This is a genomic window from Flavivirga aquatica (genome assembly GCF_001747085.1).
GTDB lineage: Bacteria > Bacteroidota > Bacteroidia > Flavobacteriales > Flavobacteriaceae > Algibacter_C > Algibacter_C aquatica.
The window spans coordinates 828,408-842,008 of record NZ_MDJD01000054.1; the positions used below are offsets into that span (position 1 = coordinate 828,408).

The 13,601-nt window shown below is 29.7% G+C and carries 15 protein-coding genes; 7 read left to right on the forward strand and 8 right to left on the reverse strand.

Going from position 1 to position 13,601, the window contains the following annotated elements:
- Positions 1-4 precede the first annotated feature (4 nt).
- The 4 genes from A8C32_RS17815 (at position 5) to A8C32_RS17830 (ending at position 1,776) form a co-directional block, all read left to right on the forward strand.
- On the forward strand, positions 5-409 hold the full coding sequence (locus tag A8C32_RS17815) for a DUF805 domain-containing protein (protein ID WP_069831739.1): 405 nt from the start codon (positions 5-7) through the stop codon (positions 407-409).
- A gap of 95 nt (positions 410-504) precedes the next feature.
- Positions 505-897 carry a DUF805 domain-containing protein gene (locus A8C32_RS17820; RefSeq protein ID WP_069831740.1) on the forward strand — a complete coding sequence of 131 codons (393 nt, stop codon included), beginning with the start codon at positions 505-507 and terminating at the stop codon, positions 895-897.
- A 79-nt stretch (positions 898-976) separates the two neighbouring features.
- On the forward strand, positions 977-1,429 hold the full coding sequence (locus A8C32_RS17825; RefSeq protein ID WP_069831741.1) for a tRNA (cytidine(34)-2'-O)-methyltransferase: 453 nt from the start codon (positions 977-979) through the stop codon (positions 1,427-1,429).
- A gap of 68 nt (positions 1,430-1,497) precedes the next feature.
- Positions 1,498-1,776: an EF-hand domain-containing protein gene (locus A8C32_RS17830; RefSeq protein WP_069831742.1), complete on the forward strand. Its 279-nt coding sequence runs from the start codon at positions 1,498-1,500 to the stop codon at positions 1,774-1,776.
- A gap of 109 nt (positions 1,777-1,885) precedes the next feature.
- Here the strand turns inward: A8C32_RS17830 and A8C32_RS17835 are convergent, their stop codons facing one another.
- Positions 1,886-2,116, reverse strand: a complete 231-nt coding sequence (locus A8C32_RS17835) for a VF530 family protein (protein WP_069831743.1) — start codon at positions 2,114-2,116, stop codon at positions 1,886-1,888.
- A 110-nt stretch (positions 2,117-2,226) separates the two neighbouring features.
- Positions 2,227-3,513 carry a DEAD/DEAH box helicase gene (locus tag A8C32_RS17840; RefSeq protein ID WP_069831744.1) on the reverse strand — a complete coding sequence of 429 codons (1,287 nt, stop codon included), beginning with the start codon at positions 3,511-3,513 and terminating at the stop codon, positions 2,227-2,229.
- 258 nt (positions 3,514-3,771) lie between these two features.
- Between A8C32_RS17840 and A8C32_RS17845 the strand changes: the two genes are divergently transcribed.
- The gene (locus tag A8C32_RS17845; protein ID WP_083253416.1) at positions 3,772-4,182 is read left to right on the forward strand and encodes an Rrf2 family transcriptional regulator; all 411 of its coding nucleotides are present in this window, start codon (positions 3,772-3,774) and stop codon (positions 4,180-4,182) included.
- A 218-nt stretch (positions 4,183-4,400) separates the two neighbouring features.
- Positions 4,401-4,727, forward strand: coding sequence for an NAD(P)-dependent oxidoreductase (locus A8C32_RS21550; protein ID WP_432416501.1), 327 nt, complete (start codon positions 4,401-4,403; stop codon positions 4,725-4,727).
- A 226-nt stretch (positions 4,728-4,953) separates the two neighbouring features.
- Here A8C32_RS21550 and A8C32_RS17850 read toward each other — a convergent pair whose 3' ends face one another.
- The 6 genes from A8C32_RS17850 to A8C32_RS17875 form a co-directional block, all read right to left on the reverse strand.
- Positions 4,954-7,827, reverse strand: coding sequence for a T9SS type B sorting domain-containing protein (locus A8C32_RS17850; protein WP_069831746.1), 2,874 nt, complete (start codon positions 7,825-7,827; stop codon positions 4,954-4,956).
- Positions 7,828-8,277: 450 nt separating this feature from the next.
- On the reverse strand, positions 8,278-8,946 hold the full coding sequence (locus tag A8C32_RS17855) for a uracil-DNA glycosylase family protein (protein WP_069831747.1): 669 nt from the start codon (positions 8,944-8,946) through the stop codon (positions 8,278-8,280).
- Positions 8,946-9,656, reverse strand: coding sequence for a hypothetical protein (locus A8C32_RS17860; RefSeq protein ID WP_069831748.1), 711 nt, complete (start codon positions 9,654-9,656; stop codon positions 8,946-8,948). The genes A8C32_RS17855 and A8C32_RS17860 overlap by 1 nt, the downstream gene beginning before the upstream one ends.
- A 49-nt stretch (positions 9,657-9,705) precedes the next feature.
- The gene (gene yaaA, locus A8C32_RS17865) at positions 9,706-10,464 is read right to left on the reverse strand and encodes a peroxide stress protein YaaA (protein WP_069831749.1); all 759 of its coding nucleotides are present in this window, start codon (positions 10,462-10,464) and stop codon (positions 9,706-9,708) included.
- A gap of 324 nt (positions 10,465-10,788) precedes the next feature.
- The gene (locus A8C32_RS17870) at positions 10,789-11,826 is read right to left on the reverse strand and encodes an RluA family pseudouridine synthase (protein WP_069831750.1); all 1,038 of its coding nucleotides are present in this window, start codon (positions 11,824-11,826) and stop codon (positions 10,789-10,791) included.
- Between the two features lie 3 nt (positions 11,827-11,829).
- Positions 11,830-12,387 (reverse strand): PASTA domain-containing protein, encoded by a 558-nt coding sequence (locus A8C32_RS17875; RefSeq protein WP_069831751.1) that lies wholly within the window; start codon positions 12,385-12,387, stop codon positions 11,830-11,832.
- 162 nt (positions 12,388-12,549) lie between these two features.
- Between A8C32_RS17875 and A8C32_RS17880 the strand changes: the two genes are divergently transcribed.
- Positions 12,550-13,533, forward strand: coding sequence for a D-alanine--D-alanine ligase (locus tag A8C32_RS17880; RefSeq protein ID WP_083253417.1), 984 nt, complete (start codon positions 12,550-12,552; stop codon positions 13,531-13,533).
- The last annotated feature ends 68 nt before the right edge of the window (positions 13,534-13,601 follow it).

Here is a 13,601-nt window from a genome sequence, read left to right on the forward strand (position 1 = left end):
TTTTATGAAATGGTTTTTAAAGGTTTTAATAGATAATTATGCTAACTTCTCTGGTAGAGCTAGACGTAAAGAGTATTGGATGTTTGCTTTATTTCAAATTATAATATTCATTATCATTATCTTTTTAGGTAATTTCATTAACGATCTTTTTGACATTGAGATATTTAATATATCTTTTCTCATATATTTTTTAGCAACACTTATTCCTTGGTTTGCCGTTAATGTAAGGCGACTGCATGACACTGGTAAAAGCGGTGGTTATCTATTTATCAATTTTATTCCTTTGGTTGGTAGAATATGGTATATTGTATTAATGGCTAGTGAAGGCGGTATTGAGGCAAATAAATACGGATTAAACCCTAAAGCTCCAAATTTTAGCGAAATAGAAGAAATAGGAAAAGACCTATAAAACAAGTAATTAGACGTAATAAACTTTTGAATGCTCGATAATTTAGATATATTTGACTTCACAAATCAATAATTAACTAACCAAAATTTAATATTATGAAATGGTATTTAAAAGTAGTACGCGATAATTACGCAAATTTTAAAGGTAGAGCTAGACGAAAAGAATATTGGATGTTCTTTTTATTTCATTTAATTTTTATCTATGGAGGTATGTTTGCTCTTGGAGCTCTTGCCTTTGCTATTGAAAGTCCTGCCATTTTATTTGTAATTTATATTTACATATTCGCTACAATGATTCCATCTCTGGCGGTTGGAGTGAGAAGAATGCATGATGTGGGTAAAAGCGGATGGTACCTTTTAATTCCTATTTACAGTTTAATACTTGCTGTTACAGAAGGAGAAAGTGGATCGAACCAATATGGTGCAGACCCTAAAGGAGCAAATAATGAAGAAATTAGCGAGATTGGAAAACCTCAAATAGAAGCATAAAACAATTACTAAATAACAATAAAGCCTATTCTTTTTGAATAGGTTTTATTTGTTTATAAAATAGCCTTAATACAAAATTATGCCTTTAAACATTGTTCTTATAGAACCAGAAATTCCAAACAATACGGGTAATATTGGCCGTTTAGCTTTGGCATCTGGTTCGCATTTACACCTTGTAAAACCATTTGGTTTTAAGATTGATGATAGCCGTTTAAAACGAGCTGGTTTAGATTATTGGCAACACTTATCTGTTACATATTATGAGAATATAGAGGAGTTTTTTGAGATAAATAAAAATCAAAATATGGTATTTATGTCTAGTCATGGCACAAAAAATCATTGGAATATACCTTTTAAAGACAATATGTTCTTTATATTTGGAAAAGAATCTGTGGGATTGCCCAAACAAATTATTGAAAAATACGCAGATCAACTTTATAAAATCCCTCTTTATAGTAAACATGTTAGAAGCCTAAATCTAGCCAATGCTGTTAGTATTGTTGTTTATGAAGGCTTAAAAACAATCAAATAAATTTTTAATCTTAAAAAAAATAGATTAAGAATTAGTATTATTACCTTAAATTAAAAAAACGAGAAAAAATGGAATTAAAAGCCCTAAAACTGAGTCTATTAGCATTTGGATTATTTGCTTTCTCACAACCTACATCTGCTCAAGAAAGCAAGAAACCTAGTTACGACAAGATTTTTAAAAGTTATGACACCAATAAAGATGGGTCTATTAGCTTTGATGAATATAAAAAAGATAACGATATTGACACTGTTGAAGAAATAAAGAAAATGTTTGATAGAATAGATAGCGACTCTAATAATACTATTTCGTTAGAAGAACTTAATTATTGGTATTCTTTAAAGAGATAATAATATGCATATATTTCAAACAAAAAAGAGCTAATTAAAATTAGCTCTTTTTTGTTTGAGTATTGTCATCTACTGAAATAAGTAACATAAAACCAAGTTATCTATTAAATTATTTTCTATTTCTATTATCCAGCATACGTAAATACATTATTTCTACTTTAGCTCTAGCCCAAGGTGTCCTTCTTAAAAACTTTAAACTAGATTTCACAGATGGGTTATCAGTAAAACATTTTATTTTTATATTGTATCCCATATATTCCCAACCATAATAATCTAACAAATCATTAATAATTTGCTCCAGCTTAATACCATGTAAAGGATTATTAGGTTGTGTTTCCATATACAATTTTAGGTTTTTATTTAAAAAGAAGCTATCTATCAGAACAAATCTTAAGGTTTTATCTCTCTAAAACAATTACAATACAACAAATAACAACCACTTACTTTAATTTAAGTACGATTGTTATTACTACTTCTTCTATTATTCCTCTTGGGTTTTCTTGAATTATTTCTAGATGCTATATTTTCGCCTTTTGACTTATTTCTATTTTGTCCATTCCTACTCTGGCGTTGTTGCCTCTTTTCTGGTAATGTAGAAGCATTTGGGTCTGGTTCAAAACCTTCTATAACTTCACTAGGTATTTTCATACCAACTAGCTTTTCAATATCACGTAAATATGTCGTTTCATCTGCACTTACTAAAGACAAAGCTTCTCCACTTGCCCCTGCCCTTCCTGTTCTTCCTATTCTATGGACATAATCTTCAGAAATATTAGGTAATTCAAAATTCACAACATGAGGTAATAATGGAATATCTAACCCTCGGGCTGCAATATCTGTAGCAACCAATACATTAACACTTCCGTTTTTAAAACCAGATAATGCTTTTGTTCTGGCTCCTTGACTTTTATTCCCATGGATAGCCGCAGCAGTTATGCCCGAGTTTATCATTTTTTTACAAAGTTTATTAGCTCCGTGTTTAGTGCGTGTAAAAACAAGAACTTGCTTCCATTTCCCTTCAGAAATTAACTTAATTATTAAGCCTGTTTTTAATCCCTTTGCCACTCTATATACCTTCTGAGTAATAGCTTCAACAGTAGAGTTTTCTGGCTCTGCTTCAACTTGAACAGGATGATTTAAAATACCATGAGCTAGTTTCTTTATATCTTTCGAAAATGTAGCTGAAAACATTAAATTTTGTCTTTTGTCTGGCATTAATTTAATAGTACGCTCTATATCACGTAAAAACCCCATATCTAACATACGGTCGGCTTCATCTAAAACAAAAATCTCAATACGCTTAAGAGACAATACGCCTTGATTTTGTAAATCTAATAACCGTCCTGGTGTCGCAACCAATACATCAATACCTTGGCGAAGCGTTGCTATTTGCGGTTTTTGATTTACTCCTCCAAAAATTACCGCACTCCTTAACTTTAAGAATTCACTATACTCTTTTACATTAGCATAAACCTGTGCTGCCAATTCGCGAGTTGGTGTTAAAATTAAAGCGCGTATAGGTCTATATTTTTCTTTGGGATTTTCAGAAAGTATGTGCAATAGGGGTAATGTAAATCCTGCTGTTTTTCCTGTTCCTGTTTGTGCCGAGGCTAAAACATCTTTTCCTTCTAATACAGGGGGAATCGCTTTTTGTTGTATAGGTGATGGTGTTGTATAACCTTTCTTACTAATAGCTTTTAGTAAGGCTTCAGATAAGCCCAATGATTGAAATGACATAAGTTATGTTTATGAAGTAAACACTATTTATTAGGTCACTCCTTTAATTTTAGCAAATGTACAGTTATTTATTTGATATTATATTTATCTCTGTATTTTGATAAAATATTAAAGCTAAAAATAAAAAAATATTATTCACAACTATATTTTCATCAGAAATCGAACACACTCTCAAAATGTATTCAATTTAGTATTTTAGGTTTTAATAATAAAATATTCATACATTTGTACTGTAATATTATTTAATACATTACAAAATTGATCAAAAGTAAATTTTCTATATCCCTACATATAATGACTTTACTTGCGGTACATAAAGATGACTGGCTAACATCTACTCTTATTGCTAGTAGTTTAAATATTAACCCTGTTTTAGTTAGAAAAGAAATTTCTAACCTAAAAAAAGGAGACTTAATTGAAAGTAAGGAAGGTAAAAATGGAGGTATTCGCTTATTAAAAGATCCAAATATTATTTATTTATCTGATATTTTTATTTTAGCGAAAGGTAATGATCATGTATTATCCTTATCTAATAATACTCCAAACCCCAAGTGTAGAGTTGGAAAAAAAATTAATGATAGATTGAAAGTTGTATTAAAAAACATAGACCAATCTATTAATGAATCACTAAAAAAACAAACATTAGAATCATTTAAAAATCAATTTTGATTTTTTTTAACAAAAACTGTAATATTTTTAATTATAGATTAAACGATAAAATAATAATAATTATGAAAATCACAATTATAGGAGCTGGAGGAAACATTGGCAAAAGAATAGTAAAAGAGGCTGCCGCTAGAAACCATGAATTAAACCTTATCACTTCAAAATCATTATAATATTTTAAATTTGATAACCCGAACAATGTTAAAATACAATTAGCAGATATTTTTAATACAGAAGCTTTAGCCAATCTATTTAAAGGTAGTGATGTTGTTATTAGTGCTTACGCTCCCCCTCAAGACAATAATAATATTCTTATTGATGCTAGTAAATCATTAGTTGATGCTGCTAAAAAAGCAAAAGTTAGACTGATTGCAATTGGTGGTGCTGGAAGTCTAAAAGTAACTGAAGATTTATTATTAATTGATGCACCTGCTTTTCCTAAAGAATACAAAAATATTGCAAAAGCACATCTTGAAACACTAGTTGGTATTTTAAACGAAGTAAATGATGCTAAATTTATAAAAAAACGTTTTACAATAGGATATTAGTTCTTGTTTTAATAAAGGCTTTTTCTAAACTCATTAAATTTAGAAAAAGCCTTTTTATTTATACTCTATATTATAATTACAAGGAGTTATATATCAAATTAAGAATTTTACAGTATATCTAAAGATTTTGTTATAACTATACTGTTTATGAATAAAAGTATTTTTTATACATAATTATCTCCTCACTCAAAAAATTATTAAATATTTTTCAATACAAATAATTCTTTTATCTTTTTAATGTAAAATGAGATTTAAATTGCTCTCTCTTTGAATCTAATGAGTACTCAACAACAAACCAATAATCACTTGATGGCATGTTTTTTCCTTTGTATGTTCCATCCCACCCTAAATTCATCGACGTTATTTCTTTTAATAATTTCCCATAGCGATTATATATATAAATACGAGTATCTGGTTGATTAGCTAAACTATTAATATTCCAATTATCGTTAATACCATCTGCGTTCGGTGTAAAAAACTTTGGATAATCTAATATTAGAACCTCTTTGCTTATAGCTTCTGAACATCCGTTAGCATCACTTACAGTTATAGTATGTCTTCCAGAAGATACATTTTCAAAAACATTACTTAATTGCGGTGTCTCTGTGTCTAATTGATATTCATAATTACTTACACCAGAAGTATTAACAATTATTCTTCGATCTCCAGAAAAAGCTTCACCTATATCGATAGAAAAATCTACAATTGTTGGTTGATTTACCGTAATTGTGATGGTTTGAGGTACAACACATACACTGGTATTTGGGGTAAAAATATAATCACCACTACTCATATTATCTACTACAGAAGGACTCCATGAACCTGTAATACCATTTAGAGATGTTACATTTAATACTGGAGCAGTGTCTCCAGCACATATAGAGGATAATATATTAAATTCAGGCACAACAGGTCTGTTTACAATAATTCCAAGGCTTGCTATGTCGCTACATTGCCCAGCATCTGGTGTAAAAGTATACAATGTAGTAGCTCTGTTATCTAATGCTGGTGACCATGTGCCCGTTATACCTTCTAATGAACTATTTGGTAATGGTGTTAACATATCTCCTGAGCAGATATCGGTAATAGGTGTAAATGTAGGCGTTATTAAAGAATTTACAGTTATGGTTAACTGTGTTAATGCTGCTGAAGTACATTGACCAACATCTGGTGTAAACGTATATGTTGTTGTAACTGTATTATCTAATTCTGGGAACCATGTTCCAGTAACCCCTTCTATAGACCTGACTGGTAAAGGATCCAATGGATCTCCTGAACATATCGGGTTAATGCTTTTAAATGTAGGTGTTATAGTTCCAGATGTAACAGTTATGGTTAAATCTGTTAAAATAGAAGATGCACATTGGCCAATATCTGGGGTAAAAGTATAAGTTGTAGTAACCATATTATTTAATACCGGAGACCATGTACCTGTTATACCTTCTAACGATGTGGTTGGTAAAGGTGCTAATGAATCTCCTGAGCATATTGGAGTAATTGGAGCAAACGTAGCTGTCGTACTTGGATTGACTGTTATAGTCATATCTACAGTATTTGCACATTGAATACCTAATGCAGTTAAACTAATATCATCTATTCCAAAGTCATTACCAAAAGAATCTGTATTTCTATCGAAAATACATATCTCTGCAGAGGTAGCTGCTCCAGAATTCCATGGAATTGAATTTTGAACCCAATTACACGTTGAAAAATCTAAGTCATTGGTGCCTATAGAAATACCATTTATTTCAACTTCAAATCTAGCAGGGCTACCTGAGGACACTGATTGTGTATAATAACTAAATACAAAATTTTCTCCTGGAGTAACTGGTATGGTTTGGCACCATACTTTATCATTACCTCCATTAGTAGTCGAAGCATCTACAACCATAAAATTACCAGTTCCACTATTATCTAGACAAGAGGATAATGAGCTAAACCATAAACTAGAGTTTGTTGTAATACCATAAACACCTTGTCTAGTACCATTTGAATTCGAAATATTTGTATAATCTGTAGTAAATCCAACATTTCCTTTAGAAAAATCACCATTAAATACTAAATTAGGATTTGCACTCGAATCTGGAGTAAATGTATAAGTTTTTGTAGTCGTGTTATCTAATACAGGAGACCAAGTACCTACGACTCCATTATTTGATATTATAGGCAAAGGATTTAAAACCTCACCTACACATATAGGGTTTACCTGAGTAAACAATGGTATTACAGTAGGTTTTATAACAACTGCAACTGACTTTGTATCACTACATGTAGCTCCTGAAGAGCTTTTAATATAATATGTTCCACTTATACTTATTGATGCCGGATTAGTTAAAGGCAGTGTCGCTAAAGCATCTGTCCAATATGTTAATGTACCCCCTCCTATACTTCCTGCTGTTACAGCTGGTAAAGTAATATCAACTGTGTTGGGTTCACATACTGGGTCTGGGTTATTTATTGATAAAATAGTAGGTGTACAAAGCTGTAAAGAAACCTCTAAATCATCAAGAATAAAATCATTTCCTCCTGAATTTAAGTTAATATTTACTAAATTTATATTTACACAAGGTCCTGTGGGAACAAACCTATAGATAACTTGCTGCCAGTCTTCTGAAGGTAAACCAATAGTTGGGTTTCCTAAAATAATAGTACCTGTGGCATTGGTAAAGTTAGGAACAATATTAGGCTGCGTTGTAGCGTCAACTGTAGTTGAAGAAACTGTACGCACCCAATAACTAAACGTATAAGATGAGCCTACTGTAAGCCCGCAAAGCCCCGTAGCATTATTTCCAGCACTCCAAAATGAAGCATTTGCATTGGTACTTCCATCAATAACCATCATAGTATTTCCTGACCCCGGTGAATGGTCCATAATTGAAGGAATAAAATATCGATTTAATGCCGATGGATTACTACTTATAGCATAACTACCTGGATAGGTATCCCCTGTTGTCGAAGTATATAGTGTATAATTAGGCACAGTAAAGCCTGTTCCTGCTCCTCCTGCTTCAAAATCACCATTTATTAAAAGATTTTGTCCAATGGCATGTACTGTAAATAATAAATTAATAAGGATAAAAAGTTTACTAATACTTTTCATAAATGTTTTAGTTTGTATATTTAGAGTTAATAGAAATACATAATCACAATGTATTTTGTAACCATATACGACATTATGACAAGAAAAGACTATGGGAATATTAAGAAATAACTTGGATTGTTTTTTAATAATGAACTCATCTTGACTTTTGTTTTTAATCGAAAATGAGTTGAAATTTGTTCAGATTAAGCACTTTTTGAAAGATATAGGTGTAAAAAAGTAATGAAATATAAGCGAATTTCAGACATTTTTTAGGAAATAGAAAAAGTCAAGATGAGTTCAATATATTAATTAGGTTTAATTCATTAAAAGATTGATTTTCTTCAATATGAAATTATAAATATTTTACTTTCAATACATTAAGTGTTTTTCTTTTTTTTTAAATCACTACAATACAAATCGAAAATTAATGTAACAAATCTTGATATTAATATATCTATACGCTTAGAACTAAAAAAACTCACGATACTGCATTACCCTAAAATCGAACGTATTGAATTTTGGGTTCTTAGATTTTAGTTGTTTATATAGCTCCGTTTTACTTATAGAAATATTGGCAGCTCCTGAACCTGATGTTAAGGAAACCGTTTTTATTATTCTTAATTTTTGATTTTCTGAATCTAATTTAAATTGATGTATTCTAGGAGTTTCATTTGAAACTAATTCTAATTTAATATTATAGTCTCTAATGTGTTTCCTAAAAAAATATTCTGGTCCATTTTTACTATTCCCACCAGTAAACAATAATGTATTAATACTTGGGTATTGTTTTAAATAGCCTATAACATCACGAAGTCTAATTTTTTTCATACCCAAATCTGAAGCATCAATTTTATCGCGTTCTGCACTTTCAACTATATCGCAAATACCTATTTTATGTTCTATTAAAAACTGTTTACGTTCTTCTATAGCTTCCTTAGAATTATCGTATCTTAAATTTAAATTATGAATTTTATCAATAAACAACCATAAAGAATTATAATAACTACCATAACAAAAATTAACATCTTTCTCTAATAAATCCCCTGTTGAAAACCTTGGAGGCGGCAATGTACCAACTATTAATTTTGTAGTATCTTTTTTTATAAATGGTTGGTATGGATGCTTATGAAGAAACATTAAAAACTTTTTAGCAATTTTTCAACTTTTAATATTGTTATTCTAAAAAGCCTTTTGTTAAGTTTTGTCATATGTTGAGATTCTGTATATATCTCCTCTAGTATATTTTTGGTTTCTGCTTTTTTACTTCTTCTCAATAAAAATTCAGCGTATATTAACCGCTCTTCATAAAAAGAGTAACGGATATCTATTTGCTTTAAATTATGTTCTGCTTCGTCTAACTTCTCTTCTTTTTCTAAAGCTAGTCCATACAAAAACTGTGTTCTTGATTTTATAAACTCTTTATATCCTTTTATTTGTTCGGCATATAGAATATTATCTTCTAAATAAAAATAAGCTTCAATTAATTGAGTAATTAGATAAAAGTTATTTTGAGAACCATCCTCCAGGGCTTCTAAATAATGAGAAATAGCATTATTATAATCTTTTATTTCTAAATACGCATCTGCTAAATTTACTCTATTTTGATAAGATTCTGAAAATTGTAATTTTTTTTCTAAATCCTTAATTTTTTTTGTTGGGTTTATAAGATGTGTAATTTCACTGGTTATTTTTTCTGCATCTCGTTTATTAAAAACATGAGTTATTAGGTAAATAACCCCACCAACTGGAATAAAAAATATTAAAAAAAACCAATAATAAGGTTTTCTATGTTTATACAAATGATATATACAAAATACTTGTAGTGCTACTATTAAATAATAATGCATTTAAGGTTTATTTTTTATACAAAATCCTAGCTAGTTATGTACTACACAACTATCTTATAAAGGTTAATTCATCTTTATAAGACATGGATTCGCTAAAATTATATCCTCCGTAATTAAACCCCTTTAAATCGTCAATAGTTTTAGCATCTTTATCAATAACATATCGAGCCATTAAACCTCGTGCTTCTTTAGCAAAGAATGAAATAATTTTATATTCACCATTCTTTAAATCTTTAAAATTAGCTGTCACTACAGGTACTTTCAAAGCTTTAACATCAACAGCTTTGAAATACTCATTACTCGCTAAGTTTAAAAACAATTCATCATCTTCCAATTCTTCGTTTAAAGCGTTTGTAATTTTTTGCTTCCAAAATTCATATAAATTTTTGTTCACACCAACGGGTAATTTCGTTCCCATTTCTAAACGATAAGGTTGAATTAAATCTATAGGTTTTAATAAACCATATAAACCAGAAAGAATACGTACTGTATTTTGAAGGATCTCTATTTTTTCTTCTGGTATACTATATGCATCTAAACCTCTATAAACATCGCCACTAAAACTATAAACTGCAGGTCTTGCATTTTCTCTTGAAAAAGGTAACTCCCACTGTAGATTACGCTCATAATTTAACTGTCCTAGGGCATCAGAAATATTCATAAGTTTAGATAAACTTTTAGCCGATTTCTTTTTAAGTAATTTATTTAAACGTTCTGATTGTTTTAAAAACTGAGCTTTTGTATTTAATTCCGTAGGTAACTCGCTTTCAAAATCTAATGATTTTGCTGGTGATATAACTAATTTCATAAATAGTTTGTATTTATTATTATCCGTATTTAACTTATATTCTCAATAAACTTTAACGGAAATATCTTCTTTTTTTACTTCAAATTTACAATTCCTAATTTAGTATTAAAATCTTACTAAATATTTTTTTACAATAGAATCATTAATTCCATTGATACTTATTTTAATACTTAATGAACTCATCTTTTCTTTTTAAAAATTAAGAAAGAAAGCTAATTTAGTTTTTGTGTAATTTACTAAAATGAAGAGATCTTATCTATAAAGGTATAATTTTAAACAAAAAACGAATCATACCTATTACCTCCTATTCAATAACACTAATTATTATAAATCTTGATGCTTTGTATAAGTCTTCCATTTTTCAATACATAGCTGCATATCATCTGGAATTGCAGTATTAAACTGCATAAATTCACCAGTCTTTGGATGTGTAAACCCTAATGTTTTTGCATGTAATGCTTGACGGGGTAAAACTTTAAAACAGTTCTCTACAAATTGTTTGTACTTCGTAAATGTTGTTCCTTTTAATATTTTTTCGCCACCATAACGCTCATCATTAAACAGCGTATGTCCAATATGCTTCATATGAACACGTATCTGGTGTGTACGTCCTGTTTCTAACTTACAGGATACTAAAGTAACGTAACCTAAACGTTCTAAAACTTTATAATGAGTTACAGCTGGCTTACCATTATCTGCTTCATCATCTAGAAAAACAGTATTCTGTAATCGATTTTTAGGATGACGTCCTATATTACCTTCTATAGTACCTTCTTCTTCTTTTATATTTCCCCAAACAATAGCAATATATTCGCGTTTACTCGTTTTTTCAGCAAATTGTAATGATAAATGTGCCATAGCTTGCTCTGTTTTGGCAACAACTAATAGACCACTTGTGTCTTTATCTATTCTATGCACCAAACCTGGGCGCTCACTAGAGTTATTAGGTAGATTATCGAGTCTATAAATTAAAGCATTTATTAAAGTCCCCGAATAGTTCCCATGCCCAGGATGTACCACCATACCTGCTGGTTTATTAACTACTAAGAGCTCATCATCTTCATAAATCACATCAATATCAATATCCTCACCTACCAATAAATTCTCAAAAGGTGGATGTGCAAATAATACTCGGATAGCATCAAAAGGTTTTACTTTGTAATTAGATTTAACAGCAACATTATTAACAAAAACACTTCCATTTTTTGCTGCTGCTTGTATTTTGTTACGAGTAGCATTCTCGACAAAATTCATCAAGTATTTATCTATTCTAAGAGGAGCTTGTCCTTTATCTACTGTAAATGCATGATGCTCATAAAGATCATCATCTTTATCTGGTAATTGAGGTGTATAATCTTCCATATTTTATGGTCTCTTTCCATTACCTAATACCAAATCTATTACAGAAGTTTTGGCTAATTTGGCTCCTGGTTGAATGGTTTTTCCTTTATGTTTTAATTTTAAAACCATATCTTTTCCTATGTTATCTACATAAGTTTTTTTTCCTATTTTAAAACCTAAAGCTTCCAATGTTGGCTTTACTTGTCTAAAAGTTTTATCTATTAACCCCTCTGGAATATTAACTTTTCTATAACCTGAAGGATTTAACGTTATGTATATTTTTCTAGACTTTTTAACTTTGGTTCCTGCCAAAGGCTCTTGCTCTATAACAGAAAACTTAGGGTAATTAGGGTTATAATTTGCTGAGTCTTGAATTTTCATAACCAACTTATTCTCCTCTAATTCTAATTGCGCAACATTTATAGACTTACCTTTTAAATCTGGAACTGTTTCAAAATTACCATGGTTAGTTGTTACATTTAGCCATTTTAACAAAGCAAAACATAAAACAACTAAAGCGACAACTGCCAATAAAATTTGTTTAAAAAAGATTTTACTGGTAAAGAATTTTATGATACTCATTTGTAGATTTTTCTATTAGGCAAATATATAAAAAACAGAACTGTTTTTTCTTTTGCAATATATATGATATTTTAGCTTATCTAATAAGAAATACGTTTTATTATTAGTTTTAGGCTGACAATTATAATTAAAAAGCTTTCCGTTTTACGGAAAAAAATAAATATGCTTACAAAAAAAAATATTGCCATTATTATGGGAGGGTATTCTAACGAATATAAAATCTCATTAAAAAGCGGAAATGTTGTTTATGAAACACTTAATTCCTCAAAATACGATGCTTATAGAATTCATGTATTTAAAGATAAGTGGGTTTATGTTGACACTAATAATGCTGAGTTCCCTATTAACAAAAATGATTTTTCAGTTAATATAGAGAACCAAATTATTAAGTTTGACTGCGTTTTTAATGCTATACATGGATCTCCTGGTGAAGATGGTTATATGCAAGGGTATTTTGACCTACTCAATATTCCTCATACAAGTTGTGACATGTATCAGGCTGGTTTAACTTTTAATAAGCGGGACTGTTTAAGTGTATTAAAACCGTATGGAATATTAACTGCTGAATCTTTTTACTTAAACCAAGGAGATATTATTAATAATGACGATATTATTAATAAGGTAGGTTTGCCTTGTTTTGTCAAGGCAAATAAAGCAGGTAGCAGTTTTGGAATTACTAAAGTTTTTAAAAAAGAAGATTTACAACACGCTATTAATATTGCGTTTAAGGAAGATGACGAAATTATAATTGAATCTTTTTTAGATGGTACCGAAGTATCTGTAGGCGTTATTACATATAAAGGAGAAACCAAGGTATTACCTATTACAGAAATAGTAAGCGAAAATGATTTTTTTGATTATGAAGCAAAATACTCAGGAAAATCTCAAGAAATTACTCCTGCTCGTTTAACTAAAATACAAGAAGAAAAAATAAATACTTTAGCTAAAAAGATTTATGAGATTTTAAAAATGAAAGGCTTCTCGAGAAGTGAATTCATTTTTAAGGATAATGAACCTCACCTATTAGAAATAAATACGGTTCCTGGATTAACTAAAGAAAGTATATTACCGCAACAAGCTGCTGTAGCAAATATTTCTTTGGAAGATTTATTTGACAATGCTATTCAAGAGGCTTTGAAAAAATAAATATTTATATTTGATTATTAATTAATCCTATTCATTTTTTGAGCTATAGCTTAAAAACAGAAATAACA

Bases quoted from the DNA above. Each gene is read 5' to 3' on its own strand.
- A8C32_RS17830 (WP_069831742.1), top strand. From the start codon at position 1,498: ATGGAATTAAAAGCCCTAAAACTGAGTCTATTAGCATTTGGATTATTT.
- A8C32_RS17835 (WP_069831743.1), bottom strand. From the start codon at position 2,116: ATGGAAACACAACCTAATAATCCTTTACATGGTATTAAGCTGGAGCAA.
- A8C32_RS17880 (WP_083253417.1), top strand. From the start codon at position 12,550: ATGCTTACAAAAAAAAATATTGCCATTATTATGGGAGGGTATTCTAAC.
- A8C32_RS17815 (WP_069831739.1), top strand. From the start codon at position 5: ATGAAATGGTTTTTAAAGGTTTTAATAGATAATTATGCTAACTTCTCT.
- A8C32_RS17825 (WP_069831741.1), top strand. From the start codon at position 977: ATGCCTTTAAACATTGTTCTTATAGAACCAGAAATTCCAAACAATACG.
- A8C32_RS17870 (WP_069831750.1), bottom strand. From the start codon at position 11,826: ATGGAAGATTATACACCTCAATTACCAGATAAAGATGATGATCTTTAT.
- yaaA (WP_069831749.1), bottom strand. From the start codon at position 10,464: ATGAAATTAGTTATATCACCAGCAAAATCATTAGATTTTGAAAGCGAG.
- A8C32_RS17855 (WP_069831747.1), bottom strand. From the start codon at position 8,946: ATGTTTCTTCATAAGCATCCATACCAACCATTTATAAAAAAAGATACT.
- A8C32_RS17840 (WP_069831744.1), bottom strand. From the start codon at position 3,513: ATGTCATTTCAATCATTGGGCTTATCTGAAGCCTTACTAAAAGCTATT.
- A8C32_RS17860 (WP_069831748.1), bottom strand. From the start codon at position 9,656: ATGCATTATTATTTAATAGTAGCACTACAAGTATTTTGTATATATCAT.
- A8C32_RS17875 (WP_069831751.1), bottom strand. From the start codon at position 12,387: ATGAGTATCATAAAATTCTTTACCAGTAAAATCTTTTTTAAACAAATT.
- A8C32_RS17820 (WP_069831740.1), top strand. From the start codon at position 505: ATGAAATGGTATTTAAAAGTAGTACGCGATAATTACGCAAATTTTAAA.
- A8C32_RS17850 (WP_069831746.1), bottom strand. From the start codon at position 7,827: ATGAAAAGTATTAGTAAACTTTTTATCCTTATTAATTTATTATTTACA.